At 70.3% G+C, this 23,985-nt stretch carries 24 protein-coding genes; 15 read left to right on the plus strand and 9 right to left on the minus strand.

What is annotated here, in order from left to right; all coding sequences use genetic code 11:
- Window positions 1–55: 55 nt before the first annotated feature.
- Window positions 56–859, plus strand: coding sequence for an IclR family transcriptional regulator (locus MZC64_RS21360; RefSeq protein WP_247758602.1), 804 nt, complete (start codon window positions 56–58; stop codon window positions 857–859).
- Here MZC64_RS21360 and MZC64_RS21365 read toward each other — a convergent pair.
- Window positions 821–2,032, minus strand: a complete 1,212-nt coding sequence (locus MZC64_RS21365; protein WP_247758601.1) for a YihY/virulence factor BrkB family protein — start codon at window positions 2,030–2,032, stop codon at window positions 821–823. The two genes, MZC64_RS21360 and MZC64_RS21365, sit on opposite strands and share 39 nt — an antisense overlap.
- Before the next feature lie 260 nt (window positions 2,033–2,292).
- Here MZC64_RS21365 and MZC64_RS21370 point away from each other — a divergent pair, with 260 nt between their 5' ends.
- From MZC64_RS21370 to MZC64_RS21390, 5 genes are all read left to right on the plus strand, one after another.
- On the plus strand, window positions 2,293–4,008 hold the full coding sequence (locus tag MZC64_RS21370; protein WP_247758890.1) for a DEAD/DEAH box helicase: 1,716 nt from the start codon (window positions 2,293–2,295) through the stop codon (window positions 4,006–4,008).
- A 531-nt stretch (window positions 4,009–4,539) separates the two neighbouring features.
- The gene (locus tag MZC64_RS21375; protein WP_247758600.1) at window positions 4,540–5,667 is read left to right on the plus strand and encodes a sugar ABC transporter substrate-binding protein; all 1,128 of its coding nucleotides are present in this window, start codon (window positions 4,540–4,542) and stop codon (window positions 5,665–5,667) included.
- A gap of 155 nt (window positions 5,668–5,822) precedes the next feature.
- The gene (locus tag MZC64_RS21380) at window positions 5,823–6,593 is read left to right on the plus strand and encodes an ATP-binding cassette domain-containing protein (protein WP_247758599.1); all 771 of its coding nucleotides are present in this window, start codon (window positions 5,823–5,825) and stop codon (window positions 6,591–6,593) included.
- 61 nt (window positions 6,594–6,654) lie between these two features.
- Window positions 6,655–8,091, plus strand: coding sequence for a sugar ABC transporter permease (locus MZC64_RS21385; protein ID WP_247758598.1), 1,437 nt, complete (start codon window positions 6,655–6,657; stop codon window positions 8,089–8,091).
- Between the two features lie 72 nt (window positions 8,092–8,163).
- Window positions 8,164–9,339, plus strand: a complete 1,176-nt coding sequence (locus MZC64_RS21390) for an ROK family transcriptional regulator (RefSeq protein ID WP_247758597.1) — start codon at window positions 8,164–8,166, stop codon at window positions 9,337–9,339.
- Between the two features lie 207 nt (window positions 9,340–9,546).
- Here MZC64_RS21390 and MZC64_RS21395 read toward each other — a convergent pair whose 3' ends face one another.
- On the minus strand, window positions 9,547–9,726 hold the full coding sequence (locus MZC64_RS21395) for a hypothetical protein (RefSeq protein WP_246492521.1): 180 nt from the start codon (window positions 9,724–9,726) through the stop codon (window positions 9,547–9,549).
- A 473-nt stretch (window positions 9,727–10,199) separates the two neighbouring features.
- A complete protein-coding gene (locus MZC64_RS21400; RefSeq protein WP_247758596.1) occupies window positions 10,200–10,871 on the minus strand; it encodes a hypothetical protein in 672 nt (223 codons plus the stop codon).
- Window positions 10,872–11,053: 182 nt separating this feature from the next.
- Between MZC64_RS21400 and MZC64_RS21405 the strand changes: the two genes are divergently transcribed.
- Complete coding sequence (locus tag MZC64_RS21405; RefSeq protein WP_185002789.1) at window positions 11,054–11,251, plus strand: hypothetical protein; 198 nt, start codon at window positions 11,054–11,056, stop codon at window positions 11,249–11,251.
- 85 nt (window positions 11,252–11,336) lie between these two features.
- Here the strand turns inward: MZC64_RS21405 and MZC64_RS21410 are convergent, their stop codons facing one another.
- Both MZC64_RS21410 and ppgK read right to left on the minus strand, forming a co-directional pair.
- Window positions 11,337–12,677 (minus strand): RNA polymerase sigma factor, encoded by a 1,341-nt coding sequence (locus tag MZC64_RS21410; RefSeq protein ID WP_374205779.1) that lies wholly within the window; start codon window positions 12,675–12,677, stop codon window positions 11,337–11,339.
- Window positions 12,678–12,805: 128 nt separating this feature from the next.
- A complete protein-coding gene (gene ppgK, locus MZC64_RS21415; RefSeq protein WP_185002793.1) occupies window positions 12,806–13,564 on the minus strand; it encodes a polyphosphate--glucose phosphotransferase in 759 nt (252 codons plus the stop codon).
- 54 nt (window positions 13,565–13,618) lie between these two features.
- Here ppgK and MZC64_RS21420 point away from each other — a divergent pair, with 54 nt between their 5' ends.
- Complete coding sequence (locus MZC64_RS21420) at window positions 13,619–14,482, plus strand: inositol monophosphatase family protein (RefSeq protein ID WP_247758594.1); 864 nt, start codon at window positions 13,619–13,621, stop codon at window positions 14,480–14,482.
- A 95-nt stretch (window positions 14,483–14,577) separates the two neighbouring features.
- Here MZC64_RS21420 and cei read toward each other — a convergent pair whose 3' ends face one another.
- On the minus strand, window positions 14,578–15,255 hold the full coding sequence (gene cei / locus MZC64_RS21425; protein WP_308301051.1) for an envelope integrity protein Cei: 678 nt from the start codon (window positions 15,253–15,255) through the stop codon (window positions 14,578–14,580).
- Window positions 15,256–15,614: 359 nt separating this feature from the next.
- On the opposite strand from cei, the gene MZC64_RS21430 reads away from it, so the two are divergent.
- Window positions 15,615–15,914 (plus strand): DUF4193 domain-containing protein, encoded by a 300-nt coding sequence (locus tag MZC64_RS21430; RefSeq protein WP_185002796.1) that lies wholly within the window; start codon window positions 15,615–15,617, stop codon window positions 15,912–15,914.
- 83 nt (window positions 15,915–15,997) lie between these two features.
- Here MZC64_RS21430 and MZC64_RS21435 read toward each other — a convergent pair whose 3' ends face one another.
- Window positions 15,998–16,498 (minus strand): DUF3093 domain-containing protein, encoded by a 501-nt coding sequence (locus MZC64_RS21435; RefSeq protein ID WP_247758592.1) that lies wholly within the window; start codon window positions 16,496–16,498, stop codon window positions 15,998–16,000.
- A gap of 19 nt (window positions 16,499–16,517) precedes the next feature.
- Here MZC64_RS21435 and dut point away from each other — a divergent pair, with 19 nt between their 5' ends.
- The 4 genes from dut (at window position 16,518) to MZC64_RS21455 (ending at window position 19,065) form a co-directional block, all read left to right on the plus strand.
- Entirely contained in the window at window positions 16,518–17,021 is a 504-nt protein-coding gene (gene dut, locus MZC64_RS21440; protein ID WP_247758591.1) for a dUTP diphosphatase, read from the plus strand.
- A 4-nt stretch (window positions 17,022–17,025) separates the two neighbouring features.
- Entirely contained in the window at window positions 17,026–17,658 is a 633-nt protein-coding gene (locus tag MZC64_RS21445; protein ID WP_247758590.1) for a DUF3710 domain-containing protein, read from the plus strand.
- 230 nt (window positions 17,659–17,888) lie between these two features.
- Window positions 17,889–18,263 carry an OB-fold nucleic acid binding domain-containing protein gene (locus tag MZC64_RS21450; protein WP_185002801.1) on the plus strand — a complete coding sequence of 125 codons (375 nt, stop codon included), beginning with the start codon at window positions 17,889–17,891 and terminating at the stop codon, window positions 18,261–18,263.
- A gap of 10 nt (window positions 18,264–18,273) precedes the next feature.
- Window positions 18,274–19,065, plus strand: a complete 792-nt coding sequence (locus MZC64_RS21455; RefSeq protein ID WP_247758588.1) for a DUF3159 domain-containing protein — start codon at window positions 18,274–18,276, stop codon at window positions 19,063–19,065.
- 84 nt (window positions 19,066–19,149) lie between these two features.
- Here MZC64_RS21455 and MZC64_RS21460 read toward each other — a convergent pair whose 3' ends face one another.
- Both MZC64_RS21460 and MZC64_RS21465 read right to left on the minus strand, forming a co-directional pair.
- Window positions 19,150–19,806 carry a TrkA family potassium uptake protein gene (locus MZC64_RS21460; protein WP_185002805.1) on the minus strand — a complete coding sequence of 219 codons (657 nt, stop codon included), beginning with the start codon at window positions 19,804–19,806 and terminating at the stop codon, window positions 19,150–19,152.
- The gene (locus MZC64_RS21465) at window positions 19,806–20,471 is read right to left on the minus strand and encodes a TrkA family potassium uptake protein (RefSeq protein ID WP_185002806.1); all 666 of its coding nucleotides are present in this window, start codon (window positions 20,469–20,471) and stop codon (window positions 19,806–19,808) included. The genes MZC64_RS21460 and MZC64_RS21465 overlap by 1 nt, the downstream gene beginning before the upstream one ends.
- Window positions 20,472–20,608: 137 nt before the next feature.
- Here MZC64_RS21465 and MZC64_RS21470 point away from each other — a divergent pair, with 137 nt between their 5' ends.
- Both MZC64_RS21470 and MZC64_RS21475 read left to right on the plus strand, forming a co-directional pair.
- Entirely contained in the window at window positions 20,609–22,684 is a 2,076-nt protein-coding gene (locus MZC64_RS21470; protein ID WP_247758587.1) for an APC family permease, read from the plus strand.
- A complete protein-coding gene (locus MZC64_RS21475; protein WP_247758586.1) occupies window positions 22,681–23,886 on the plus strand; it encodes a TRAM domain-containing protein in 1,206 nt (401 codons plus the stop codon). Before MZC64_RS21470 ends, MZC64_RS21475 begins: the two co-directional genes overlap by 4 nt.
- The last annotated feature ends 99 nt before the right edge of the window (window positions 23,887–23,985 follow it).

Raw genomic sequence — 23,985 nt, forward strand, 5'->3', positions numbered from 1 at the left:
GTAATGCCCGGAAGGTCCTTGTGCCAGGCCCCATCGGGCGGCAACCCTGTCGGGCATGCCTGACCCGGAACCACCGCCACTGCCGGCGCCTGCCGGGCTGCTCGGCTCGGTGCGCCGCGCCCTGCAGGTCCTGGAGGCGGTGGCCGACTTCGGCGACGGCGTCACCGCCAAGGCGGTCGCCCGGCGGCTCGGACTCAACCTGTCCACCACCTACCACCTGCTGAACACGTTGGTGTACGAGGGATATCTGGTCCGGCTCAACCAGCAGCGGGGTTACGGCCTCGGCTACAAACTGACCACTTTGGACAGAGCGCTGCGCAGTCAGCTGGAGGTCTGCCCCGAGGTCTCCGGGCTGCTGCGCGAGGTGCACGAGCTGGCCGGGGTGCCCGCCTACTACACCGTGCTGCGGGACAACGACATCGTGGTGGCCGAGATCGCCGACTCGGTGGCGGCGCCCCGGGTCGAACCCCTGGACGTCGGCTTCCACGAGGCGGCGCAGGGCACCGCGTTCGGCAAGGTGCTGCTGGCCGCGATGAGCCCGCAGCGGCGCCGGGAGTACTTCGCCGGGGCCGGTATGCGGCGGGCCACCGAACGCACGCTGACCTCGCTGCCGGAGCTGGAGGAGCAGCTGCTCGCGGTCCGGCACACCGGGGTGGCCGCCGAGATCGAGGAGTTCCGTCCGGAGCTGGCCTGCGTGGCCGCGCCGGTGCGGGACTGCGCCGGGCGGATCAGCGGGGCACTGGCCTTCTCGGTGCCGCTGGCCGAGTTCGGGGTCAGACGCGCCGAGCTGACCGAACAGGCCAGGGCGGGCGCGGCCCGGTTAGGGCACCTGCTCGCCCTGCGGGCCACCCTGGGCTGACCCGGTCCGCGGCACCCGCACGGTCGGATTGGTGTCCGCGGGCGAGCTGACCGGCGGCAGTTCCACGGTCGGTCCCAGCGGCGACACGCCCGGACCCGGCGGCGGACCGGGTGGTTCCGGCGCAGGCCGGACCGGCCCGTCGTGCGCCGGCTCGTTCTCCTCCGCGACCTGCCGCCACGCCTCCTGCTCGGCCTGGCTGCGCAGCTTCTCCGCGGTGCGCACCATCTCCAGCCGCCGCCAGCGCCGCCGCTCCCGGCGGGTCATGCTGGCAGGCCACAGCTCCTGGATGGCCGCGTTGAAGTGCGCGCCGAGCACGATCGCGATCCCGATCACGAAGGCGAACAGCAGGAAGGCGATCGGGGTGGCCAGCGCGCCGTAGGTGAACCCGGTGCTGGTCACCCAGGAGATGTAGAGCCGCAGCCCGTAACTGGAGATCAGGAAGAACACCATGGCCAGCGCCGCGCCCGGCAGCCCGCGGTGCCAGGGCAGCTTGCGCGGCAGCGCGACCTTGTACAGCGTGGCCAGCGCCAGCACCAGCAGCAGGCCGGTGCCCGGGTAATAGAACCGGTTCACCCACAGGCTGACCGTGGGTTTCCAGCTCTCCGGGAACACCTCCGGCAGCAGCTCAGGGCCCAGGGCCAGCACCGGCAGCCCGATGATCAGCAGCACCAGCGTGACCAGGTAGAGCAGCAGGGACAGGATCCGCTGCCAGACCAGGTTGCGGGCGCCGTACTGGCCGTGCGCCACGGTGATCGCGTCCACGAAGGAGGCGGTGGCCGAGGAACCCGCCCACAGCGAGATCAGGAAGCCGACCGAGACGATCTCGCCCTGGCCCTTGGTCAGGATGTTGCTGACGGTGTCGCCGATCACCCCGTCCACCACGTTCGCGGTGAACACCTTCCCGGACAGCTCGATGATCCGGCTCTGCACGATGCCGATCACGTCCGGGCCGATCCACTCCGCGATGAAGCCCAGCGAGCCCAGCAGCCCGAGCAGCAGCGGCGGCAGGGACAGCGTCTGCCAGAACGCGGCCTCGGCGGCCTCACTGAAGATGGAGTCGTCCCAGGCCTTTTGCAGGGTGCGCGCCAACAGCCGCAGCGGCCCGCGTCGAGCACGCTTCGGCTTCGCGGCGCTCGTACCGCGTTCGTCCGGGTCTTCCTGCGGCGAAGTCATCGCACCGCCAAGCATGCTGCATGGCCCGCCGTGGTGATGCGGAACCCCGCAAAACGGGTGTGTCGTCACCCTCATCGGTTACCCGCCGGCCGGGTCGTGGAGCGGAGCACCCCCGTCGGCGGGGTAGGCTCGCAGGGCCCTCGGGGACCACTGTCGCGGAGGGCTTTCGCATGTGACCCAATGGGTGTGGATCTTCGAGCGTCGAGGGGAGCGCGAGAGTGACCGAGGCTCTGGAAGCCGAGACTGACTCCGACCCGTCGCTGCGCTCGCCACGCACTCAAGTCGCCACGAGGCCGCTCCGCGCCTGGCAGCGCCGCGCGCTGACCAAGTACCTGGCGGCGAAACCGCAGGACTTCCTGGCCGTGGCGACCCCCGGCGCGGGCAAGACCACCTTCGGGCTGCGGGTGGCGCTGGAGCTGCTGGCCGACCGCACGGTCGAGTCGGTCACCATCGTCACGCCGACCGAGCACCTCAAGCACCAGTGGGCGCAGGCGGCCAGCGAGGTCGGCATCGCCATCGACCCGAACTTCCGCAACACCACCGGCGTCACCTCGCGGGACTACCGCGGCGTCGCGGTCACCTACGCCCAGATCGCCGCGCACCCCACGCTGCACCGGGTGCGCACGGAGAACCGCAAGACGCTGGTCATCCTGGACGAGATCCACCACGGCGGGGACGCCAAGAGCTGGGGCGACGCGGTCCGCGAGGCGTTCACCCCGGCCGTGCGGCGGCTGTCGCTGACCGGCACGCCCTTCCGCAGCGACGACTCGCAGATCCCGTTCATCACCTACGAGCGTGGCGGCGACGGCTTCGAGCGCAGCCGGGCCGACCACTCCTACGGCTACGCCGACGCGCTGCGGGACGGCGTGGTCCGCCCGGTGATCTTCCTGGCCTACTCGGGCGAGGCGAGCTGGCGGAACAACGCCGGCGAGGAGTTCAGCGCCCGCCTCGGCGAGCCGCTGACCCAGGAGCAGACCGCGCGGGCCTGGCGCACCGCGCTGGACCCGGCAGGCGAGTGGATGCCCGCGGTGCTCAAGGCCGCCGACCGCCGACTCACCCAGAAGCGGGCCGAAGTGCCCGACGCCGGCGGCCTGGTCATCGCCACCGACCACGTCACCGCCAAGGCGTACGCGAACATCCTGCACCAGGTCACCGGCACCGAGCCGACCATCGTGCTCTCCGACGACCCCAAGGCGTCGAGCCGGATCAGCCAGTTCGCCCAGAGCGAGGACCGCTGGCTGGTCGCGGTGCGGATGGTCTCCGAGGGCGTGGACGTGCCCAGGCTGGCCGTGGGCGTCTACGCCACCAGCGCCTCCACCCCGCTGTTCTTCGCCCAGGCCATCGGCCGCTTCGTGCGGGCCAGGCGGGCGGGGGAGACCGCGAGTGTGTTCCTGCCCAGCGTGCCGGTGCTGCTGGGCCTGGCCAGCGAGCTGGAGGCGCAGCGCGACCACGTGCTGGGCAAGCCGCACCGGGAGAAGGACGGCTGGGACGACGAACTGCTCCAGCAGGCCAACCAGCAGCAGGACGAGCTGGGCGAGGACGAGAAGGCGTTCACCGCGCTGAGCGCCTCGGCCGAACTGGACCAGGTGATCTACGACGGTTCCTCCTTCGGCACCGCCGCGATGGCGGGCACCGAGGAGGAGCAGGAGTACCTGGGCCTGCCCGGCCTGCTGGAACCCGACCAGGTCCGCACCCTGCTCCGCCAGCGCCAGGAACAACAACTGGCCAATGCCACCAAGCGCAAGAACACCCAGCCGGTCGCCGCGCCCCCGCCCCCGCGCGCCGTGTCGGTCTCCGAACGCATCCACAGCCTGCGCAAAGAACTGAACACCCTGGTCGCGATGATCCACCACCGCACCGGCAAACCCCACGGCGTGATCCACAACGAACTCCGCCGCCAATGCGGCGGCCCGCCAACCCCCATGGCCAGCATCGAGGAACTAGAAGAACGAATAGTCACCCTCCGAACCTGGTAACCCCCACCGGAGTGTTGGCCGTTGTCGTACGGGGTCTTGGCCGTTGTCGTACGGCACGGTGGCGAATCGGCGGCGTGAATCCGCATCCCCGTACCATTTGGGCCAACTGGTACGCCCACTTGGGCCAATCCGGCGTACCAGTTGGCCCAACTCGCCGGACAACAGCGGCGAACACTCCCGGTGGCGACCGCCCTCGCGCGTCCACAACCGCCAAACCGGTGTCCCATTCCGGCCAACACTCCGTCCGTAACGGCCAACACTCCGTCCGGGACCGGCCAACACGCCGTCCCGGCACCCTCCGTGGTCGTCACGCGATTGGGCGTAGGTGCTGCTACCTCTGCGAACGCGCTCTCACGTCGGTTACGGTCCGGTTATCAGGCCGTGCCACCATCGTGTCTCTTCTGTCCTTCTGTATGGATTCAGAGGACTTCCGCCTCGCCTATCCGAGGCATACGTTGTGACCCACAACATTTCCGGGTCGTGACGCTCGTCGCGGAGTGTCACAACCACGGCAGTAGGAGGAACGGGCGGATGCGGAGCAAGACGCTTGGCCTGATCGCCGTCGGCTCGGGGCTGGCCCTGGCCCTGTCGGCGTGCGGAGCGAACAGCACGGGTGGTGGCGGTAGCACCACCGGCGCGAGTGGGTCCGAAGGCAGCGGACCCAAGGTCGGTGTGATCCTCCCCGACACCAAGACCTCGGCCCGGTGGGAGGGCTTCGACAAGCCCCTGCTGGAGAAGGCGCTCAAGGAGGCGGGAGTCACCCCGCTGATCCAGAACGCGGAGAACGACCCCGGCAAGTTCTCCACCATCGCCGACTCGTTCATCACCCAGGGCGTCAAGGTCCTGATGATCGCGCGCCTGAGCAACGAGGGTGGCGCGGCGGTGCAGAAGAAGGCCAAGGCCGCAGGCATCCCGACCATCGACTACGACCGCCTGACCCTGGGCGGTTCGGCGGACTACTACGTCTCCTTCGACAACACCAAGGTCGGCGAGCTGCAGGGGCAGGGGCTGGTGGACTGCCTCAAGGGCAAGCCTGCCCCGAACATCGTGCAGATCAACGGCGGTCCCGAGGACTACAACGCCACCCTGTTCAAGAACGGCGCGGACAAGATCCTCAAGCCGCTCTACTCCTCCGGTCAGGCCAAGCTCGGCGGCGACCAGTGGGTGCAGAAGTGGGACAACCAGCTCGGCAACACGATCTTCGAGCAGGAGCTGACCCGCAACAACGGCAAGGTTGACGGCGTGCTCGCGGCCAACGACGGCCTCGCCTCCGCGGTGATCACCGTGCTGAAGAAGAACGGCCTCAACGGCAAGGTCCCGGTCACCGGCCAGGACGCCGACCCGGCCGCGCTGGCCAACATCCTGCGTGGCGACCAGTGCATGACCGTGTTCAAGCCGATCGCCGAGGAGGCCGGCAACGCGGCCAAGATCGCGATCGCGCTGGCCAAGAACGACAAGGCCTCGGCCGACGCGCTGGCCACCGGCATCGAGAAGGACCCGGAGGGCAAGCGCGACGTGAAGTCGGTGCTGCTGTCCGCGCAGACCATCACCAAGGCCAACGTCAAGGTCGTGGTGGACTCGGGCTTCGTCAAGGCCACCGAGTTCTGCAAGGACGACCTGATCGCGAAGTGCAAGGAAGCCGGAATCACCGTCGGCTGAGCCGACAAATGAGACGCGGTCGGCTGAGTCCGATTGCACGCGCCGCAATCGGGTAGCCCCGATTGCATTGAACGCCACGGCAGGGCGGCGCCCCCCGACCCGCCCTGCCGTTGGCTCATGCCTGAGCACTTTCTTCTCAACCTGGAGTTCCAGCAGTGAGCAACATTCTCGAACTGCGCGGCGTGAACAAGAGCTTCGGTCCGGTGCACGTGCTGCACGACGTGGACCTGGCGGTCAAGGCCGGTGAGGTCACCGCGCTGGTCGGTGACAACGGCGCGGGCAAGTCCACGCTGGTCAAGTGCATCGCGGGAATCCACCCGATCGAATCGGGCGAGATCCTGTTCAACGGCGAACCGGTGGCCATCGGCAGCCCGCGGGACGCGGCCGCGCTGGGCATCGAGGTCGTGTACCAGGACCTCGCGCTCTGCGACAACCTCGACATCGTGGACAACATGTTCCTCGGCCGGGAGAAGACCAACGGGCTCACCCTGGACGACGCGGCCATGGAACAGGCGGCCCGCCAGGTGCTCGCCGACCTGTCCGTGCGCACGGTGAAGTCGGTGCGCACCCCGGTCGCCTCGCTCTCCGGTGGGCAGCGGCAGACCGTGGCCATCGCCAAGTCGGTGCTGTGGGACAGCAAGGTGGTGCTGCTCGACGAGCCGACCGCCGCGCTGGGCGTCGCCCAGACCCGCCAGGTCCTGGACCTGGTGCGCAGGCTCGCCGACAACGGGCTCGGCGTGGTGCTGATCAGCCACAACATGAACGACGTGTTCGAGGTCTCCGACACCGTGGCCGCGCTCTACCTGGGCCGCCTGGCCGCCCAGGTGCCGACCAAGAGCCTGACGCACGGCCAGGCGGTCGAGCTGATCACCGCGGGCCGCACCGGCGACATCGGCATCGCCAAGCCGGAAGCCGCCACGATCTGACGATCGAGGCCCAGCCCGCCTGAAGACCTTCCCGCGCACTTTTTCACCCAAGGAACTCCAGATGACCGAGACCCAAGCCGACACCGGGGCCGCCAAGCCCGATGGCGGCTCGACCGCCGTCGCCGACTTCGGCATCGACAACACGCAGCGCAGCTTCGGCCAGTCCGTTGGCGACTACGGCGCCCGGCTGCGCGGCGGTCAGCTCGGCGTGCTGCCCGCCCTGGGCGGACTCGCCGTGCTCTTCGTCTTCTTCGCCAGCCAGTCCAGTGACTTCCTCACCCTGGGCAACCTGTCCAACCTGCTCGCCCAGGGCGCCGGCACCGTGGTCATCGGCATGGGCCTGGTGTTCGTGCTGCTGCTCGGCGAGATCGACCTGTCCGCGGGCACCGCCTCCGGGGTCACCGCGGCGATCTTCGCGCTGCACCTGTCCACCGGCGGCAACCTGCTCGGCAAGATGGGCCTGGCGGTCTTCATCATCACCATCGTCGGCCTGCTGCTGGCCGCGGTGATGGCCGTGCTGACCAGGCTCTGGGTGGCCGCCATCCCGGCCGTGCTGGCCGCCGGGATCATGATCGTGGGCGTGCCGGCGAACCCGTGGGTGGAGATCCTGCTCGCGATCTGCTTCGGCACCGCGATCGGCTGCCTCACCGGCTTCCTGGTCGCCAGGGTGGGCATCCCGTCCTTCGTGGTGACCCTGGCCCTCTTCCTCGCCTGGCAGGGCGTGGTGCTCCAGTACATCGGCGAGGGCGGCACCCTCGGCGTCGGCGACGGCGTGCTGTTCGAGGTGGCCAACGGCAACCTGTCCACCGGGCTGAGCTGGCTGCTGCTGGTGCTGGCCGTCGGCGGTTACGCGGTAGCCGTGCTGACCAGGCACTTCGGCAGGCTGAAGAAGAAGCTGGTGGCCCCGCCGACCTCGCTGGTGCTGGTCAAGGTCGGCGCGGTGGTGGTGCTCGGTTCGATCGGCACCTACCTGCTCACGCTCAACCGCAGCCTGAACGAGGCGATCACCATCTCCGGCGTGCCCTACGTGGTGCCGATCGTGCTGTTCCTGCTGGTCATCGGCACCTTTGTGCTCGACCGCACCCGCTACGGCCGGCACGTCTACGCCGTCGGCGGCAACGCCGAGGCGGCCCGCCGGGCCGGTATCGACGTGCGCAAGATCCGGATGTCGGTGTTCGTGATCGCCTCCACCGTCGCCGCGATCGGTGCGATCATCTACTCCTCGAAGGTCGGCTCCGTCGACCCGCAGGCCGGTGGCGGCAACACCTTGCTCTTCGCTGTCGGCGCGGCGGTCATCGGCGGCACCTCGCTCTTCGGCGGCAAGGGCCGGGTCCGGGACGCGGTCGTCGGCGGCGCGGTGATCGCGACCATCGAGAACGGTCTGCGACTGCTCGGCGAGCCCGCCGCGGTGGTCTCCATCGTCACCGGGCTGGTGCTGTTGCTGGCGGCCAGTGTGGACGCGCTGTCCCGGCGGCGTGCGCCGGCCGGGGTGCGCTGAGCTGACGCGAGTCGGACCGGGTTCGGCGGGGGCCGAGGACGTCCCCCGCGTGCGTCGAGCAGGGGAGTGACGTTGAGCAGCGCGCCCACCGCGGGCACCAGACCGGACGAGGTCCGCAGGCACAACCGGGCCGCGCTGCTCCGACGGCTGCATGTGGACGGCCCGAGCACGCGAGCCGAACTGGCCACCGAACTCGGGCTGAACCGCAGCACGATCAAGGCACTGGTGGACGAGCTGACCGCGCTCGGCCTGGTCACCGAACAGGTCCCCACGCACCGCCAGGGCGCCGGACGGCCCTCGCTGCTGGTGCTGCCGCAGGCGCGGGCGGTGCCGGTGCTGGCGGTGGACGTGGGCGTCGAGCAGGTGACCGTGGCCGCGGTCGGCATCGGCGGCGTGGTGCTCGGCGGCAGGCACTGGGCCCAGGCCAGGGGCGGCGGCGATCCGGAGACGGTGCTGGCCAAGGTGGCCGCCGCCTGCCGGGAACTGGCCACCGAACTGGGCAGGCCGCCGGTGCGCATCGGCGTGTCCGTGCCCGGCGTGGTGCGACGCGCCGACGGCCTGGTGCACGAGGCGCCGAACCTGCACTGGACCGGAGTGCCCTTCGGCCGGATGCTCTCCACCGAACTACGGCTGCCCGTCCAGGTCGGCAACGACGCCGATCTGGGTGGGCTGGCCGAGCACATCCGCGGGGCGGCCAGGGACGCCGCGGACATCGTGTTCCTGTCCGCGGAGGTCGGCGTCGGCGGCGGGGTGATCGTCGGCGGCGCGCCGTTGCGCGGCACCGGCGGCTACGTCGGCGAGCTGGGGCACATGGTGGTCAACCCGCAGGGCCGGTCCTGTTACTGCGGCTGCCGGGGCTGCTGGGAGACCGAGATCGGCGAGGACGCGCTGTGCCGGGCGCTCAACCTCACCGGGGGCGCCGCCCGATCGGAGATCGCGGCTGAGCTGGCCTCGCTGGCGCTGCGGCCCGAGGACGCCAGGCACCGGCTCGAGGGGTTCGCCGGGTGGCTCGCCCTTGGTCTGACCAACGTGGTCAACGTGGTCGCGCCCGAACTGGTGGTGCTGGGAGGACTGCTGGCCGTGCTGCCGCCCGTGGTGGTGACCGAGGTGGCCGAGACGGTGTCCCGGCGCAGTCTGGTCGGGCGGGCCGCGGGCCGGCTACGGATGGTGACGTCCACGCTGGGCGCGGACGCCGCGCTGGTGGGCGCGGCCGAACTGGCGTTCGAGCAGGTGTTCGCCAACGGCTGAATCAGCGGCCCGCGCTGATCCGGTGCCAGTCCCGCGCACCGCCGTCCGTCAACACCTGCTCGTGCAATGGCAACCCTGCTGTCGGCCGCCGTTGGCCCGTTGCGTGTTCGCTGAGAGCTGAAAAAGATCCGGGATGTGTCACGGGCGGAGATCCCGGTCAAAGGATCTCCGCCCGTGGGGCTCGTCGGATCAGGGACTGTGCGCCGATCACCCTTCCTGGATGTTCGCCGCAAGCTCCTTCAGCTTGGTCTCGTGTTCCCTGGCGTGGTGACCGCAGAACAGGAGCTCGCCCCCGGACTGCAGAACGGCACGAACTCGAGCAGCGGCCCCGCAACGGTCGCAACGGTCGGCAGCGGTCAGCTCGGGGCGGGTGAGTGTTCCAGGCATGTGAATCTCCCTCCGTCCCGGCACCGGCTCATCCGGTGCCCGTTGTTGCCAGCGAAACTCCGAGGCGGTGTGGCTGCTGCCGCGGTGTCGCGCTGGTTCCACTCTATGCAGACGTCCGGCGGTTCGTCAGTGTTCCCGACCTCGTGGCGATGCCGGTCACGTCCGAACTACCCGGTTGTCGCAGGGTTGAACACTACGAGTGTGCATGGGCGGTTGTGAAGATCGCCCACCGACATCCAGATGCCTTATCAAGTTGCCGCCGTTCGTCCTCAATAACCGTGACATGGCGGCAACTCGTGCCCAGGCTAGGGCTGACCTTGTGAAACTGTGGTGGAGTCACCGTTGCTGTGGGTAACCGGGCTGGTCAGCGCTGCGGCAACCAGTGGGCTCCGGTTGACCTGATGCGGTTCGAAGTCCAGTACGTGTCTGTTTTGTTGTACTGGTCCGGAGTATGGGTTCCCGAATTCTGGGAATCAGACCGCGACCGGCTGGCGGACGATCCCGTTCGGCACCGGCATCATGGCCATCCGCATCGAGGGCTCCTCGGCCAGCGGCTGGAAGAACGCGTGCAGATCGCTCTGGGTGCGGATGGTCGAGTTGTGCGGCCACAGCGCCGAGTTGAGCCGGATGTCCACGCCGGCGGCGCCCACGGTGAAGCCGAGGCCGCGCAGGTGGGTCAGCCAGGCGTCGTTGCCCATCCGGCACTGCCCGAACACCCACTGGAACCCGGCCTCGCGGTAGTGCTTGGCCATCCCGCTCAGCAACCGGCCGACCAGGCCGTGCTGGACCGTCTGCGGCAGCACCGCGACCCCGTTGACCGCGATCAGCGAGCGCACCAGCAGCCGGTTGGCCTCCGCGGGCAGCCCCAGCCCGCCGATCAGCGTGCGCGGCACCCCGGCCGCGGCCATCCCGACCAGTTTCTCCTCGTGCCGCCGGTCGGCCGCCACCAGCACCAGCCCGTGCGAGCCGTCGGTGCCGTCGGCGCGGTCGGCGTCCACCGAGGCCCGCAGCGCCTTCCCGGTGGCCGGATCCGACACCAGAAGCTGCTCGACCTGGCGGCCCTCACCGGGGCGCGCGGGCCGGAGCCACACCGAACTACCGAGGGGGCGGTCACTCCGCCGAGTCTGCGTCTTCCGTTTCGTCACGCGGAGTACGGTAGCGCTCACCGGTCGTGCACCGCCGAGTGGGGGTACGGGTACCGCCGTTCGCCCCGGTCACTCCCTAGGGGACGAAATCCGGGGCGTCTCAGGTGCCGCCCGCCCCCACGTGCCCCCGCCTCTGGGCAGCCTGGAAGGTGAGTCCCCGAGCCCCGCCCGAGGAGCACCCCGTGTCCTGCCGCGACTGCCGCACCTGCACCGACCCCGGCTTCGTCTGGCTGGTGAAGCGGCTGTTCATCGCCGCCGTCTACCTGGCCACCCTCGGCCTGCTGTACCTGCTCAAGCACTTCCTGCGCCGGCACTGCCCGCAGTGCGGCCACATCCTGGCCAACCACCGCCGCCGCGCCGACGGCTCGTTCAAGGACTGAGCACCCGGGAACTGAGCCCGGCACGGCACAGGCCGCCGAACCCTGGAGGGAGGGGTCGGCGGCCTCGTGCTGTTGGTGCCGGAACTCAGTCGAGGTAGTCGCGCAGCACCTGCGAACGGGACGGGTGGCGCAGCTTGGACATCGTCTTGGACTCGATCTGGCGGATCCGTTCCCTGGTCACGCCGTAGACCTGGCCGATCTCGTCCAGGGTGCGCGGCTGGCCGTCGGTGAGCCCGAACCGCAGCCGGACCACGCCCGCCTCGCGCTCGGACAGCGTCGCGAGCACCGACTGGAGCTGGTCCTGCAGCAGCGTGAAGGAGACCGCGTCGACCGCGATCACGGCCTCGGAGTCCTCGATGAAGTCGCCCAGGTGCGAGTCGCCCTCGTCGCCGATGGTCTGGTCCAGCGAGATCGGCTCGCGGGCGTACTGCTGGATCTCCAGGACCTTCTCGGGGGTGATGTCCATTTCCTTGGCGAGTTCCTCAGGAGTGGGTTCGCGGCCCAGGTCCTGGAGGAGTTCGCGCTGTATGCGGCCGAGCTTGTTGATGACCTCGACCATGTGCACCGGGATGCGGATGGTGCGGGCCTGGTCGGCCATGGCCCTGGTGATGGCCTGCCGGATCCACCAGGTCGCGTAGGTGGAGAACTTGTAGCCCTTGGTGTAGTCGAACTTCTCGACTGCCCGGATCAGGCCCAGGTTGCCCTCCTGGATCAGGTCCAGGAAGGCCATGCCGCGGCCGGTGTAGCGCTTGGCCAGGCTGACCACCAAGCGGAGGTTGGCCTCCAGCAGGTGGTTCTTGGCGCGTTCGCCGTCCCGGATGATCCAGCGCAGGTCACGCCGCATCTGGGTGGAGAGCTGCGCGCCCTCCTCCTCGATCTGGCGGTAGCGCTCGGCGGCGTAGAGGCCGGCCTCGATCCGCTTGGCCAGGGCCACCTCCTCTTCGGCGTTGAGGAGGGCGACCTTGCCGATCTGCTTGAGGTAGGCGCGGACCGAGTCGGCGGAGGCGGTGAGTTCGGCGTCCTTGCGGGCCTGCCGCAGCGCCTCGGACTCCTCCTCGTCCCAGACGAAGCTGCCGGTCTTCTGCGGCTCCTCCTCGGCGGGCTCCGGCTCGTCCGCGACAACGAGATCGGCCTCGAGTTCGAGGTCCTCCTCGATGTCCTCCAGGACCGGCTCGTCGCCGTCAGCCGGTTTGGCCGCGGCCTTGCCTGCCGGACCGGCCTTCTTCGCCGGGGCCTTGGCGGCCGGGGTCTTGCCCGTGGCGGCCTTGGTGGTCCGGGCGGCGGGCTTCTTGGCGGCTGGCTTGGCCGCCGTCTTGGCCGGGGCCTTGCGGGCCGGGGTCGCCTGCTCGTCGGCCTCCAGCGCGGGGGAAGGCCGGGTAGCGGTGTCTGCGGTGGCCACGTACGCCCTTTCGCGGGGATCGTTCACTGGCAGGCCAAGGGCGCGAACCTAGGCCGCCGGAGTGTTCGGGGGAGCGCCCCCGGCGCAGAGTGCCGCGGGCGTCCACCATTGTAACGACGGGCCTGGCCCGGCCGTTGCGGGCCGGGAAAGGGAAATCAGCCGCGCAGCCCCGCCGCGGCACTGGCCGCGCCGACGATGCCCGCGTCGTTCTTCAACGTCGCCGCCACCACCTCGGTGCGCACCTCCAGCAGCGGCAGCCACTTGTGCGCCTTCTTGCTGACCCCGCCGCCCGCGATCACCAGGTCCGGCCACACCAGGTCCTCCAGCACCCGCAGGTACCGGGTGACCCTGGGCGCCCATTCCTCCCAGGACAGGTCCAGGTCCTCCTTGACCGAGGCCGCGGCCTGCTTCTCCGCGTCGTGCCCGTCGACCTCAAGGTGGCCGAACTCGGTGTTGGGGACCAGTTTGCCGTCCAGGAACACCGCGCTGCCGATGCCGGTGCCGAAGGTCAGCAGGACCACCGTGCCGTCCTTGCCCAGGCCCGCGCCGAAGCGCATCTCGGCCAGGCCCGCCGCGTCGGCGTCGTTGAGCACGACCACCTCGGTGGTGGCCCGGCCCAGTTTGCCGGCGAACAGGGCGGCCGCGTCCGTGCCGATCCAGCCGGGGTCGACGTTGGCGGCGCTGTGCGCGACGCCCCGCTTGACCACACAGGGCAGGGTGACGCCGACCGGCCCCTCCCAGCCGAACTTCCCGACGATCTCCGCGACGACCTCGGCCACCGCCTCGGGCGTGGACGGTTGCGGAGTGGGGATGCGTAGCCGCTCGCCCTCGAGCACACCGGTCTCAAGGTCCACGACACAGCCCTTGATGCCGGAGCCGCCGATATCGACTCCGAACCCGCGGGTAGCGCTCATCCCCGTGGTCCTTCCTGCTCGATTCAGAAACGTGGTGCGCAGACCATAACGGTCATGTGGTCGTATGGTCCCGTGGGTCTGGCTGATGAGGTACCGACGTTGGTGGATCCGGCCCGGTTGCGCACCGTCGCGATCGAGGTGGCGAGCGCGGCAGGCGAACTGGTCGCGGCCATGAGAGGTGGTCAGCGGCGGTTCTCCGGCGCGGTGGACACCAAGAGCACGGCGACGGACGTGGTCACCGCGGCCGATCGCGCGGCCGAGGACCTGATCCGGTCCCGGCTGGCGGAACTGCGTCCCGCGGACGGGGTGCTGGGCGAGGAAGCGGGCGATGACGCCGCGGGCGCCAGGGTGCGCTGGGTGGTCGACCCGATCGACGGCACGGTGAACTACCTCTACGGCCTGCCGCAGTACGCGGTCTCGGTGGCCGCCGAGGTGGACGGGATCGCGGTGGCCGCCTGCGTGGTCGAGCCGGCGGCGGGCCGGGTGTGGAGCGCGGCGCGCGGTCAGGGGGCCACCCTGGACGGCGAGCCGCTGCGGACCTCGGCCACCGTCGAACTGCCGCTGGCGCTGGTCGCGACCGGGTTCGCGTACAAAGTCGAGCGGCGCGGCAGGCAGGCCGACCTGGCCGCGCGGCTGGCCAGGGGCGTGCGCGATCTGCGGCGCAGCGGCTCGGCCGCGATCGACCTGTGCTCGGTGGCGGCGGGCTGGGTGGACGCCTACTTCGAGCACGGGCTCGGGCACTGGGACTGGGCGGGCGGCGGCCTGATCGCCGAGGAGGCAGGCGCGGTGCTGCGCCGCCCGAACACCGACGGCGCCGACCCGGACGGCCTGGGCGCCGACCTCACCCTCGCCGTGACCCCCGGCGTGGCGGCAGAACTGACAGAACTACTCCGCCGCTCCGGCGCCGCCGAGATCTGAGAATGCCGAGTTGGCCCAACCGGGACGCCCGGTTGGGCCAACTTGGTGTACCACTTGGGCCAACTCGGCGTACGAGTTCGGCCGACACTTGGTGGTCAGCAGTGCACGTTGCGGGCGCTGGCGAGCTGTTCGGCGTCGAGTTGCGGGGGCGGCGGAGCGGCCTGCTGGCCGCCCTTCTCGGGCTGCTGTTCGGCCCATTCCTTGAGCTTGTCCAGCAGCTGCCGGGTGCTCGGGGCGGGCTTGATCCCGTCGAACTTCTTGCCCAGCACCACGTCCACAGTGGAGTCCTGGCGCTCGTCCCTGACCAGCTGCACGCACGGGGCCAGCAGGCTCATCGTGCGTGCCGCGCCTGCCCCGTTCGGGCCGTAGCGGAGCTGGCCGTGGCAGCTCAGCTTGTCCGCGTAGACCGGGTCGTCGCCCGGCTCACCGGCCTTGTTGAAGCCGAAACCGATCAGCTCCTCGTTGACCAGTTTGGCCTGTCCGCGCAGGCCACCGCCGTTGAGCACGCGGATCTTCACATCGCTGGCCGGCCACGGGTCGGTCTTGTCCAGGGCGTCCCTGGCCTGGCCCTGACCGTTGTAGGGGGTCTTGCCCGCCTCCACCGCGGGGGGTCCGTCACAGCGGACCGCGGCCTCCACGTCGTCGACGTTGCGGAAGACCTTGCTCCACACGAACGTCGCTATCACACCCAGCAAGGCCAGGATGATCAGCGCCGGTAGCGGGCGTCGCCTCCGATAACGTCCGAGGCCCTGCCTCACGCTCCCCGCTGCCACGTCCTCCGCCCTCCCCGGCGTTGTCCGCCATCGCCTGAACCCACGTCGACGATCAGCCTAGGCGGTAACGGCTCGGCATGCGTGACCAGTTTCGTCTTCCTTGTCGGCCGATGGGGTGCTACTGGCCACATCCGCCGCGCTTATGGGTGACCCAGTGAATGCGACAGGCCGCGATGGGCTACCCTCTCGGCGCTCCGGCCCGCCGGTAAGCCGATTTACCTGATCGACTTCTCCGGCGGCACCGCGGTTCTCGAAGAGAGACGGCCGTCACTGGGGACGGCGGGCACAAAACGGTGCGCTGGAACGTTAACCAGCGGCACGAACCACCATCTTGAGCAAAACGCAGGGGTGACTACACGATGGCGACCGACTACGACGCACCGCGCCGTGGCGAGACCGACGACCTCGCCGAGGACTCGCTTGAAGAGCTGAAGGCGCGGCGTAACGAGACGCAGTCCGGGGTGGTCGATGTCGACACCGACGCGCCGGACGAGAACTTCGAGCTGCCCGGCGCCGACCTGTCCGGCGAGGAGCTGACCGTCAAGGTGCTCCCGAAGCAGGACGACGAGTTCACCTGCTCCCGCTGCTTCCTGCTGCACCACCGCAGCCGGTTGTCCCGGGAGAAGGCCGGGCAGTACATCTGCCGCGACTGCGACTGAGCGGGCACGGGCACCAGCCTGGGGATGGCTGGTGCCCGGACCGACGGTCGCGATGGCAGCGTCATCGACGCTGCCCGCGGTCCCTATCGGGCGGACTTGGCCGCCAATTCGCGCAGCAGTCCGGCCAGCTTCTCCGCCTGCCGGACGCTGAAGATCCAGTACGGGGTGGGGTCGTCCGGGTCGGTCAGCTCGACCAGCACCGCGGGTCCGACCCAGCCCTGGTGCGCCACGAACGCGGCCGGGTCCAGGTCCCGGCCCAGCGCCGGGCGCTTCTCCTCGGCGTCCAGCACGGTGACCCTGCCGACGAACTCCAGCGGCAGGTGGGCCTCGCCCACCCACAGCTCACCGCCCTTGACCTGCACCTGCCGCCTGCCCAGCCACAGCATGGTCACCACGACCAGCGGCACCAGCAGCAGGTACGGCAGCCAGGAGCGCACCCCCGGGTAGCCCATGTGGATCTCCGCGGCCAGCAGCACCGCGCCGGCCAGGGGTAGCGGCCAGCCCCACCACGGGAGGTAGAGCCGCTCACTGAAGTGGACATCCCCGGCCGTATCGACCGCGCGCGCGTTCCTGCTCACGGGCATCAGGGTAATGTCGCCCGCCGTGCCCAGCGTTGAGGTGCTCCTGACCCGGCTTGATCCGGATGTGCCCGTCCCGTCCTACGCCCGTCCCGGCGATGCCGGCGCCGACCTGGTGACCACCAGCGACCTGGTGCTGCCACCGGGGGAGCGCGCGGTGGTCGGCACCGGGGTGGCGATCGCGCTGCCCATCGGGTTCGCCGCCTTCGTGCATCCCCGCTCCGGGCTGGCGGCCCGAGCTGGGCTCAGCGTGGTCAACACACCTGGCACCATCGACGCGGGATACCGCGGCGAGATCAAGATCTGTCTGGTCAACCACGACCTGCGCGAACCGATCAAGCTGCTCCGCGGCGACCGGATCGCGCAGCTGGTCATCCAGCGGGTCGAACAGGCCGAGTTCCGCGAGGTCGCCGAGCTGCCCGAGTCCGTGCGCGGTGCGGGCGGCTACGGGTCGACCGGGGGAGCCGCGGCACTGGCCGGGCAGCGAGCCGGGCAGCACGGCGGTTCGCCTGATGTGACGGAGGTCTGAGGGGATGTTCGGGTTCGGGCGGCGCGGCAAGCGGCGCAAGGCGGCCGGCGAGCAGGCCGGCGGCGGGGAACACCTCGAGCCGGGCGGCGAGTCGGCCGAGGAGGGTTTCGACGGGCCCTACGACGAGCGGGAGGCGCCCGCGGACCAGCTGTCCCGGCTGGACCTCGGCTCGATCCGGGTGCCGGTGCCCGACGGCACCCAGCTCCAGGTGGAGGTGGCGCCGGAGGGCGAGGTGCAGGCCGTGCACCTGGTGACCCCGGTGGCCCGGCTCACCGTGAGTGCCTTCGCCGCCCCCCGTTCGGGTGGGCTGTGGCAGGAGGTCAGCAAGGAACTGGCCGAGCAGCTGCGCAACGACGGCGCCCGGGTGGTGCTGGAGGGCGGGGACTGGGGCACCGAGCTGGTGGCCTCCTCGCCGGAGATGTCGCTGCGTTTCGTCGGGGTGGACGGGCCGCGCTGGATGCTGCGCGCGGTCGCGGCCGGACCGACCGAGCACTCCGCCGCGGCCGGCGAGGCGCTGCGCGAGATCGTGCGCGGCACCGTGGTGGTGCGCGGTGAATCGCCGCTGCCGGTGCGCACCCCGCTGCCGCTGGAATTGCCGGACGCGATCGCCAAGCACCTGGCCCAGGAACAGGGCTAGACAAACCGCACCCGGGCCCGGATCAGGGTCCGGGTGTGATCTGGCCTGCTGTGCCCAAGCACACCCCCGCCGAGCAGCGTGAACGGGGCGGGAACTTTGTCCCGTTTGTAGGCGTTCTAAACGGTGAAACCGCCGGTCAGCCCGTCTGGAGTAAAAACAACCCCGGATGGTTACCCTGGCGGTATATCGGGGCCACAACGGAGGGCCCCTTTCGTATGGGGAGCGCCGGAATGAGTGGCAGCGGGGGCTACTGGCGGCGGATGGTCCGCAAGCTGACGAGCGATGTCAGCGAGCTGGACGCCGACGACCTGTCCCGAAAAGCCGAGGCACAGGGCGCCGTGAAGGCGTGTGACTGCCGATCCGGCGAGGAGGTCACCGTGCTGGGGCGGCTGCGCAGCGTGGAGCTGTGCCCGCGGGACGCGGTGGCGACCCTGGAGGCCGAGTTGTACGACGGCACCGAGGGGGTCACCCTGGTGTGGCTCGGCAGGCGCCGCATCCCCGGGATCGAACCGGGCCGCACGATCAAGGCGCGGGGGCGGATCGCGGTGCGGGACGGGCGTAAAGTGCTCTACAACCCGTACTACGAGCTGCAGACCACCTCCTGATCGTGAGCGTATGAGCGAATCCACCACTCCGCAGGCCGGTCCGACCGCCGTGCCGGAGCAGCCCGAGTCCCCGGACCCCAGGTCCGCCGATCTCGAACCCGCCAAGGATGCCGCTGAGGACGTCGCCGAAGACGCCGCAGCGGATGCCGCGGAGCCCATGCCCACAATGTGGGAGCAGATGGGCGGCCTGGTCGGCTTCATCTCGGCCTCCGTGCCCGTCGCGGTGTTCGTCTTCGTCAACTGGGCCACCAGCATGTGGCCGGCGATCTGGAGCGCCCTTGGCGTGGCCGTGGCGATCGGCCTCTGGCGGCTGATCCGCAAGGAGAAGCTGATGCCCGCCGTCTCCGGCGTGCTGGGCGTGGGCATCGCCGCGTTCATCGCCTACCGGGTCGGCGAGGCCAAGGGCTTCTTCCTGTACGGCATCTGGGTCAGCCTGATCTTCGGCGGCCTGTTCCTGGTCTCCCTACTGGTGCGCTGGCCGTTGGTGGGCGTCATCTGGTCCGGCCTCAACGGGCACGGCTTCGGCTGGCGCGAACACCCCAAGGCCCGCTTCGGCTACGACCTGGCCACGGTCTTCTGGACGCTGGTGTTCGCGGCCAGGTTCGTGGTGCAGAACTGGCTGTACGAGGGCGACCAGACCACGCTGCTGGGCATCACCCGGCTGGCCATGGGGTACCCGTTGACGGCGGTCGCGCTGCTGGTCACGGTCTGGGCGGTGCGCCGCGCCAAACAGATCGAAGAGGCCCACGCCTCGGCGACCCAGCCCGCCCCCGCGGGCACCCCAGCCCCCGGCCAAGCCTGACCGTACGAGTTGGCCCAAGTGGTACGCCAACTTGGGCCAACTCGGCGTACCGCTTGGGCCAACTCGGCGGCTGGGGTGGGTGGGTCAGCTCAGGAGGGCTTGCTGGACTTCGTTTTCCACGTCGCTGGTGGCTACGAAGAGGAGTTCGTCGCCGGCTTCGAGGGTGTCGTCCGGTTGCGGGACGATGACCCGGCCGCCGCGCAGGATGGTGACCAGGGCGGCGTCCCGGGGGAGGCGGAGGGCCTTGACGGCGCGGCCGGAGAGCGGGGTGTCCTCGGGGAGGGTCACCTCGACCAGGTTGGCGCCGCCCTGACGGAAGGTCAGCAGGCGGACCAGATCGCCGACCGTGACGGCTTCCTCGACCATGGCGGCGAGCATGCGCGGGGTGGAGACCGCCACGTCCACGCCCCACGCCTCGGTGAACAGCCATTCGTTGCGGGGGTCGTTGACCCTGGCGACCACCCGGCGGACCGCGAACTCGGTCTTGGCCAGCAGGGCCACCACCAGGTTGACCTTGTCATCGCCGGTGGCGGCGATGACCACGTCGCACAGCTCCATGCCCGCCTCCTCAAGAGAGGAGAGTTCGCAGGCGTCGGCGTGCACCCACTCGGCCTGTTCGACGGCGTGCGGGTCGAAGTGGTTGCGGTCCCGCTCGATCAGCATGACCTGGTGCTCGGAGTCGAGCAGTTCGCGGGCGATGGACCGGCCGACCGCCCCGGCCCCGGCGATGGCGACGCGCATCAGTTGTTCTCCTCGGGAGCCTGGGCAGCGGCCGCGCTGACATCGGTGACGGTGCCGGAGAGGGCGGCGACGTAGACCTGGTCGCCGGACTGCACCACGGTGTCCCGGTCCGGGAGCACGCCGGTGCCGAAGCGCATCACGAAGGACACCCTGGCGCCCACCGCCTCCTCGACCTCGCGCACCTCGCGGCCGACCCAGCCCTCGTGCAGCGGCAGCTGGAAGACCGCCACCGTGCCCGAGGGGTCGCGCCAGGCGGTGGCCACGCCGTCGGGTAGCAGCATCCGCAGGAACCGGTCGGTGGTCCAGGGCACGGTGGCCACGGTGGGGATGCCCAGCCGCTCGTAGACCGCGGCCCGCTTGGGGTCGTAGATCCGGGCGACCACGTGCTCCACGCCGAAGGTCTCACTGGCCACCCTGGCGGAGATGATGTTGGAGTTGTCGCCGTTGGAGACCGCGGCGAAGGCCCCGGCCCGCTCGATCCCGGCCTCGATGAGCACCTGCCGGTCGAAGCCGATGCCGACCACCTGCTGGCCGTGGAAGTCCCCGCCCAGCCTGCGGAAGGACTGCACGTTCTTGTCCACCACCGCGACGGTGTGGCCGAGCCGTTCCAGCCCCTTGGCCAGCGAAGCCCCCACACGGCCGCAGCCCATGATGACCACGTGCACTAAGTTCCTCCTCCAAGCACGGCGGTACATCTAACCTTCCCCCAAACGGGGGATGGCCGCGACCCGTGTTCCGACTTTGCCAACATACCGACGGCTGACCGGGCCCGGTGCTGGTGGCCCCGTCTACGCTGCGTCCCGTGTCCAAGTTCGCCACCGCGGCCAAACGCCTCCTGGTGGGGCGGCCGTTCCGCAGTGACCGGCTCTCCCACACGCTCTTGCCCAAGCGCATCGCGCTGCCGGTGTTCGCCTCCGACGCGTTGTCCTCGGTGGCTTACGCGCCGGAGGAGATCTTCCTGGTGCTCTCCATCGCCGGGCTCTCGGGCTACGTGTTCGCGCCGTGGATCGGGGTGGCGGTGGCGGTGGTCATGATGACCGTCGTCTTCAGTTACCGGCAGAACGTGCACGCCTACCCCTCCGGCGGCGGCGACTACGAGATCGCGAACGCGAACCTGGGGCGCTACGGCGGCCTGACCGTGGGCAGCGCGCTGCTGGTGGACTACATCCTCACCGTGGCCGTGTCGATCTCCTCGGCGATGGCCAACATCGGCTCGCTGATCCCGTACGTGGCCGAGCACAAGGTGATCTTCGCGGTGGTGGCCATCGTGCTGCTCACCGCGGTCAACCTGCGCGGCATCCGGGAGTCCGGCAGCGCCTTCGCCATCCCGACCTACGCGTTCATGATCGGCATGATCCTGATGATCCTGTTCGGGATGTTCCGCGGGTTCATCCTGGGCGAGAGCATGCCCGCGGAGAGCGCCGGGTTCACCCTGAACGCCGAGCACGACGAACTCATGGGCCTGGCGCTGGCGATGATCGTGCTGCGCTCGTTCACCCAGGGCTGCGCCGCGCTGACCGGGGTCGAGGCGATCAGCAACGGCGTGCCCGCCTTCCGCAAGCCGAAGTCGCGCAACGCCGCCACCACGCTGCTGATGATGGGCCTGATCGCGGTGATCATGCTGATGGGCCTGGTGGTGCTGGCCCAGCTGACCGGGGTCAAGATCGCCGAGCACCCGGCGACCCAGCTCGGCGGCGCCCCGGCGGACTACCACCAGAAGACCATGGTGGTGCAGATCGCCAACGCGGTCTTCAACGGCTTCCCGGTGGGCGCGGTGTTCATCGCCGCGGTCACCGCGCTGATCCTGGTGCTGGCGGCCAACACCGCCTTCAACGGCTTCCCGGTGCTCGGCTCGATCCTGGCCCAGGACCGCTACCTGCCGCGCCAGCTGCACACCCGCGGCGACCGGCTGGCCTTTTCCAACGGCATCGTCTTCCTCGCCGGGTTCGCCATCCTGCTGGTCATCCTCTACGAGGCCGAGGTCGGCAGGCTGATCCCGCTCTACACCGTCGGCGTGTTCGTCTCCTTCACGCTCAGCCAGGCCGGCATGGTCCGGCACTGGAACAAGCTGCTGCGCGGCGAGCAGGACACCGCGGTGCTCACCCGGCTCAAGCGGTCCCGGCTGATCAGCGGCTTCGGCATGATCATGACCGGCGTGGTGCTGATCGTCGTGCTGATCACCAAGTTCACCCTGGGCGCCTGGGTGGCGATCGCGGCGATGGCCGCGGTGTTCGCGCTGATGACCGGCATCCGCAAGCACTACGACCACGTGGCCCAGGAGCTGGAGGCGGCCGAGGCGGACCGCTCGCACACCTTGCCCGCGCGCAACCACGCGGTGGTGCTGGTCTCCAAGCTGCACATGCCGACCCTGCGCGCGATCAGCTACGCCAGGGCCACCCGGCCGGACGTGCTGGAGGCGGTCACGGTCAACGTGGACGACACCGACACCCGGCGGCTGGTCACCGAGTGGGAACGGCAGGACATCCCGGTGCCGCTCAAGGTGGTCGAATCGCCCTACCGCGAGATCACCAAGCCGGTGCTGGACTACGTCAAGCGGATCCGCACCAGCAACCCGCGGGACGTGGTGACCGTGTTCATCCCGGAGTACGTGGTCGGCCGCTGGTGGGAGCATGTGCTGCACAACCAGAGCGCGCTGCGGCTCAAGGGCAGGCTGCTGTTCCAGCCCGGTGTGATGGTGGTGTCGGTGCCCTGGCAGCTGGTCTCCTCCGAACGCCGGGTCGCCGAGGCCCCGGTGGTCGTGCCCGGCGCCATCCGCCGCGGCTTCGACCCGGTCCACGCCACCCGGAAGGCCGCCGAGGACCGCCGCAAGAAGGCAGCCGCCAAGGCCGCCGCGAAGAAGGAGAGCAGCAAACCGTGACGCAGGACCGCCTGGACTGGACCGGCCGCCGCCTGGAGGTCGAGATCGGCCCGGTGGCGCACGGCGGCCACTGCGTCGCCCGGCACGAGGGCCGGGTGCTCTTCGTCCGGCACGCCCTGCCGGGGGAGAAGGCCCTGGTCCAGGTCACCGAGGACAACGGCGGCTCGTTCTGCCGCGCCGACGCGATCACCGTGCACACCCCGTCCCCGGACCGGGTCAGCCCGCCCTGTCCGCTGGCCGCGCCCGGTGAGTGCGGCGGCTGCGACTGGCAGCACGCCAGCCCCGCCGCCCAGCGCGCGCTCAAGGCCGCCGTGGTCATGGAACAGCTGCGGCGGATCGCCGGCCTGGACCGCAAGGTGACGGTGGAGGAACTGCCCGGCGGCTCCCTGGAATGGCGCAGCCGGGTCCGGCTGGCCATCGGCCAGGGCGGCCGCGCTGGTCTGCGGGCGCACCGCAGCCACCGGGTGATCCCGCTGCGGGACTGCGCCATCGCCCTGCCCGGGGCCCTGGAGCCGGTGCTGAACCGGAGCTGGAAGCCCGGCACGGAGCTGGAGGTGGCCAAGGACGGCACCGGCCAGGTGCACATCGCGGAGATCCGCAAGGACCGCCCGCCCAGGGTGATGGCGGGCGACGGCCTGGCCCACGAACACGCCGCGGGCCGGGACTGGCGACTGGCCGCGAGCGGCTTCTGGCAGGTCCACCCGGCCGCCGCGGACACCTTCGCCCAGGTCGTGGACGACTGGGCGCAGGCCCCCGTCGGCGGCACCGCCTGGGACCTCTACGGCGGCGTCGGGCTCTTCGGCGCGGTGCTGGCCCGCCAGGTCGGCCCGACCGGCTCGGTGCTGGTGATCGAGTCCTCGAAGCGGGCCGTCGTGGACGGCACCGCGAACCTGGCCGACCTGCCCCAGGTGCGGCTACGGGTGGGCCGGGTGGAGCGGGTGCTGGGCACGGCGGAACTGCGCGCGGAACGGCCCGACGTGGTGGTGCTGGACCCGCCGCGCAAGGGCGCGGGCAAGGACGTGGTGGCGGCGGTGGCGGCGGCCGGACCTGATCGAGTGGTGCACATCGCCTGCGATCCGGCGGCGCTGGCCCGGGATGTCGGACTGTTCGCCACACACGGTTACCAGCTGGCCGAGCTGCGTGCGTTTGACGCCTTCCCGATGACCCACCATGTTGAGTGCATAGCTCTGCTGACCCGCTGACCGGGGCAAGGCCCAGGAGGTAGCCATGAGCGATGCCAACTCCGAGTGCCCACCACACGACTGGAGCGGGGGTGACGAGGCGACCGGCCGGTATTGCGT

The sequence above is a fragment of the Crossiella sp. S99.2 genome, assembly GCF_023094165.1.
In the GTDB taxonomy this organism is placed as follows: domain Bacteria; phylum Actinomycetota; class Actinomycetes; order Mycobacteriales; family Pseudonocardiaceae; genus Crossiella.

What these genes read in the sequence shown, in the direction of transcription:
- MZC64_RS21360 (WP_247758602.1), top strand. Translation starts at nt 56, where the DNA reads ATGCCTGACCCGGAACCACCGCCACTGCCGGCGCCTGCCGGGCTGCTC.
- MZC64_RS21365 (WP_247758601.1), bottom strand. Translation starts at nt 2,032, where the DNA reads ATGACTTCGCCGCAGGAAGACCCGGACGAACGCGGTACGAGCGCCGCG.
- MZC64_RS21375 (WP_247758600.1), top strand. Translation starts at nt 4,540, where the DNA reads ATGCGGAGCAAGACGCTTGGCCTGATCGCCGTCGGCTCGGGGCTGGCC.
- MZC64_RS21385 (WP_247758598.1), top strand. Translation starts at nt 6,655, where the DNA reads ATGACCGAGACCCAAGCCGACACCGGGGCCGCCAAGCCCGATGGCGGC.
- MZC64_RS21395 (WP_246492521.1), bottom strand. Translation starts at nt 9,726, where the DNA reads ATGCCTGGAACACTCACCCGCCCCGAGCTGACCGCTGCCGACCGTTGC.
- ppgK (WP_185002793.1), bottom strand. Translation starts at nt 13,564, where the DNA reads ATGAGCGCTACCCGCGGGTTCGGAGTCGATATCGGCGGCTCCGGCATC.
- MZC64_RS21420 (WP_247758594.1), top strand. Translation starts at nt 13,619, where the DNA reads ATGTGGTCGTATGGTCCCGTGGGTCTGGCTGATGAGGTACCGACGTTG.
- MZC64_RS21430 (WP_185002796.1), top strand. Translation starts at nt 15,615, where the DNA reads ATGGCGACCGACTACGACGCACCGCGCCGTGGCGAGACCGACGACCTC.
- MZC64_RS21435 (WP_247758592.1), bottom strand. Translation starts at nt 16,498, where the DNA reads ATGCCCGTGAGCAGGAACGCGCGCGCGGTCGATACGGCCGGGGATGTC.
- MZC64_RS21445 (WP_247758590.1), top strand. Translation starts at nt 17,026, where the DNA reads ATGTTCGGGTTCGGGCGGCGCGGCAAGCGGCGCAAGGCGGCCGGCGAG.
- MZC64_RS21450 (WP_185002801.1), top strand. Translation starts at nt 17,889, where the DNA reads ATGAGTGGCAGCGGGGGCTACTGGCGGCGGATGGTCCGCAAGCTGACG.
- MZC64_RS21455 (WP_247758588.1), top strand. Translation starts at nt 18,274, where the DNA reads ATGAGCGAATCCACCACTCCGCAGGCCGGTCCGACCGCCGTGCCGGAG.
- MZC64_RS21460 (WP_185002805.1), bottom strand. Translation starts at nt 19,806, where the DNA reads ATGCGCGTCGCCATCGCCGGGGCCGGGGCGGTCGGCCGGTCCATCGCC.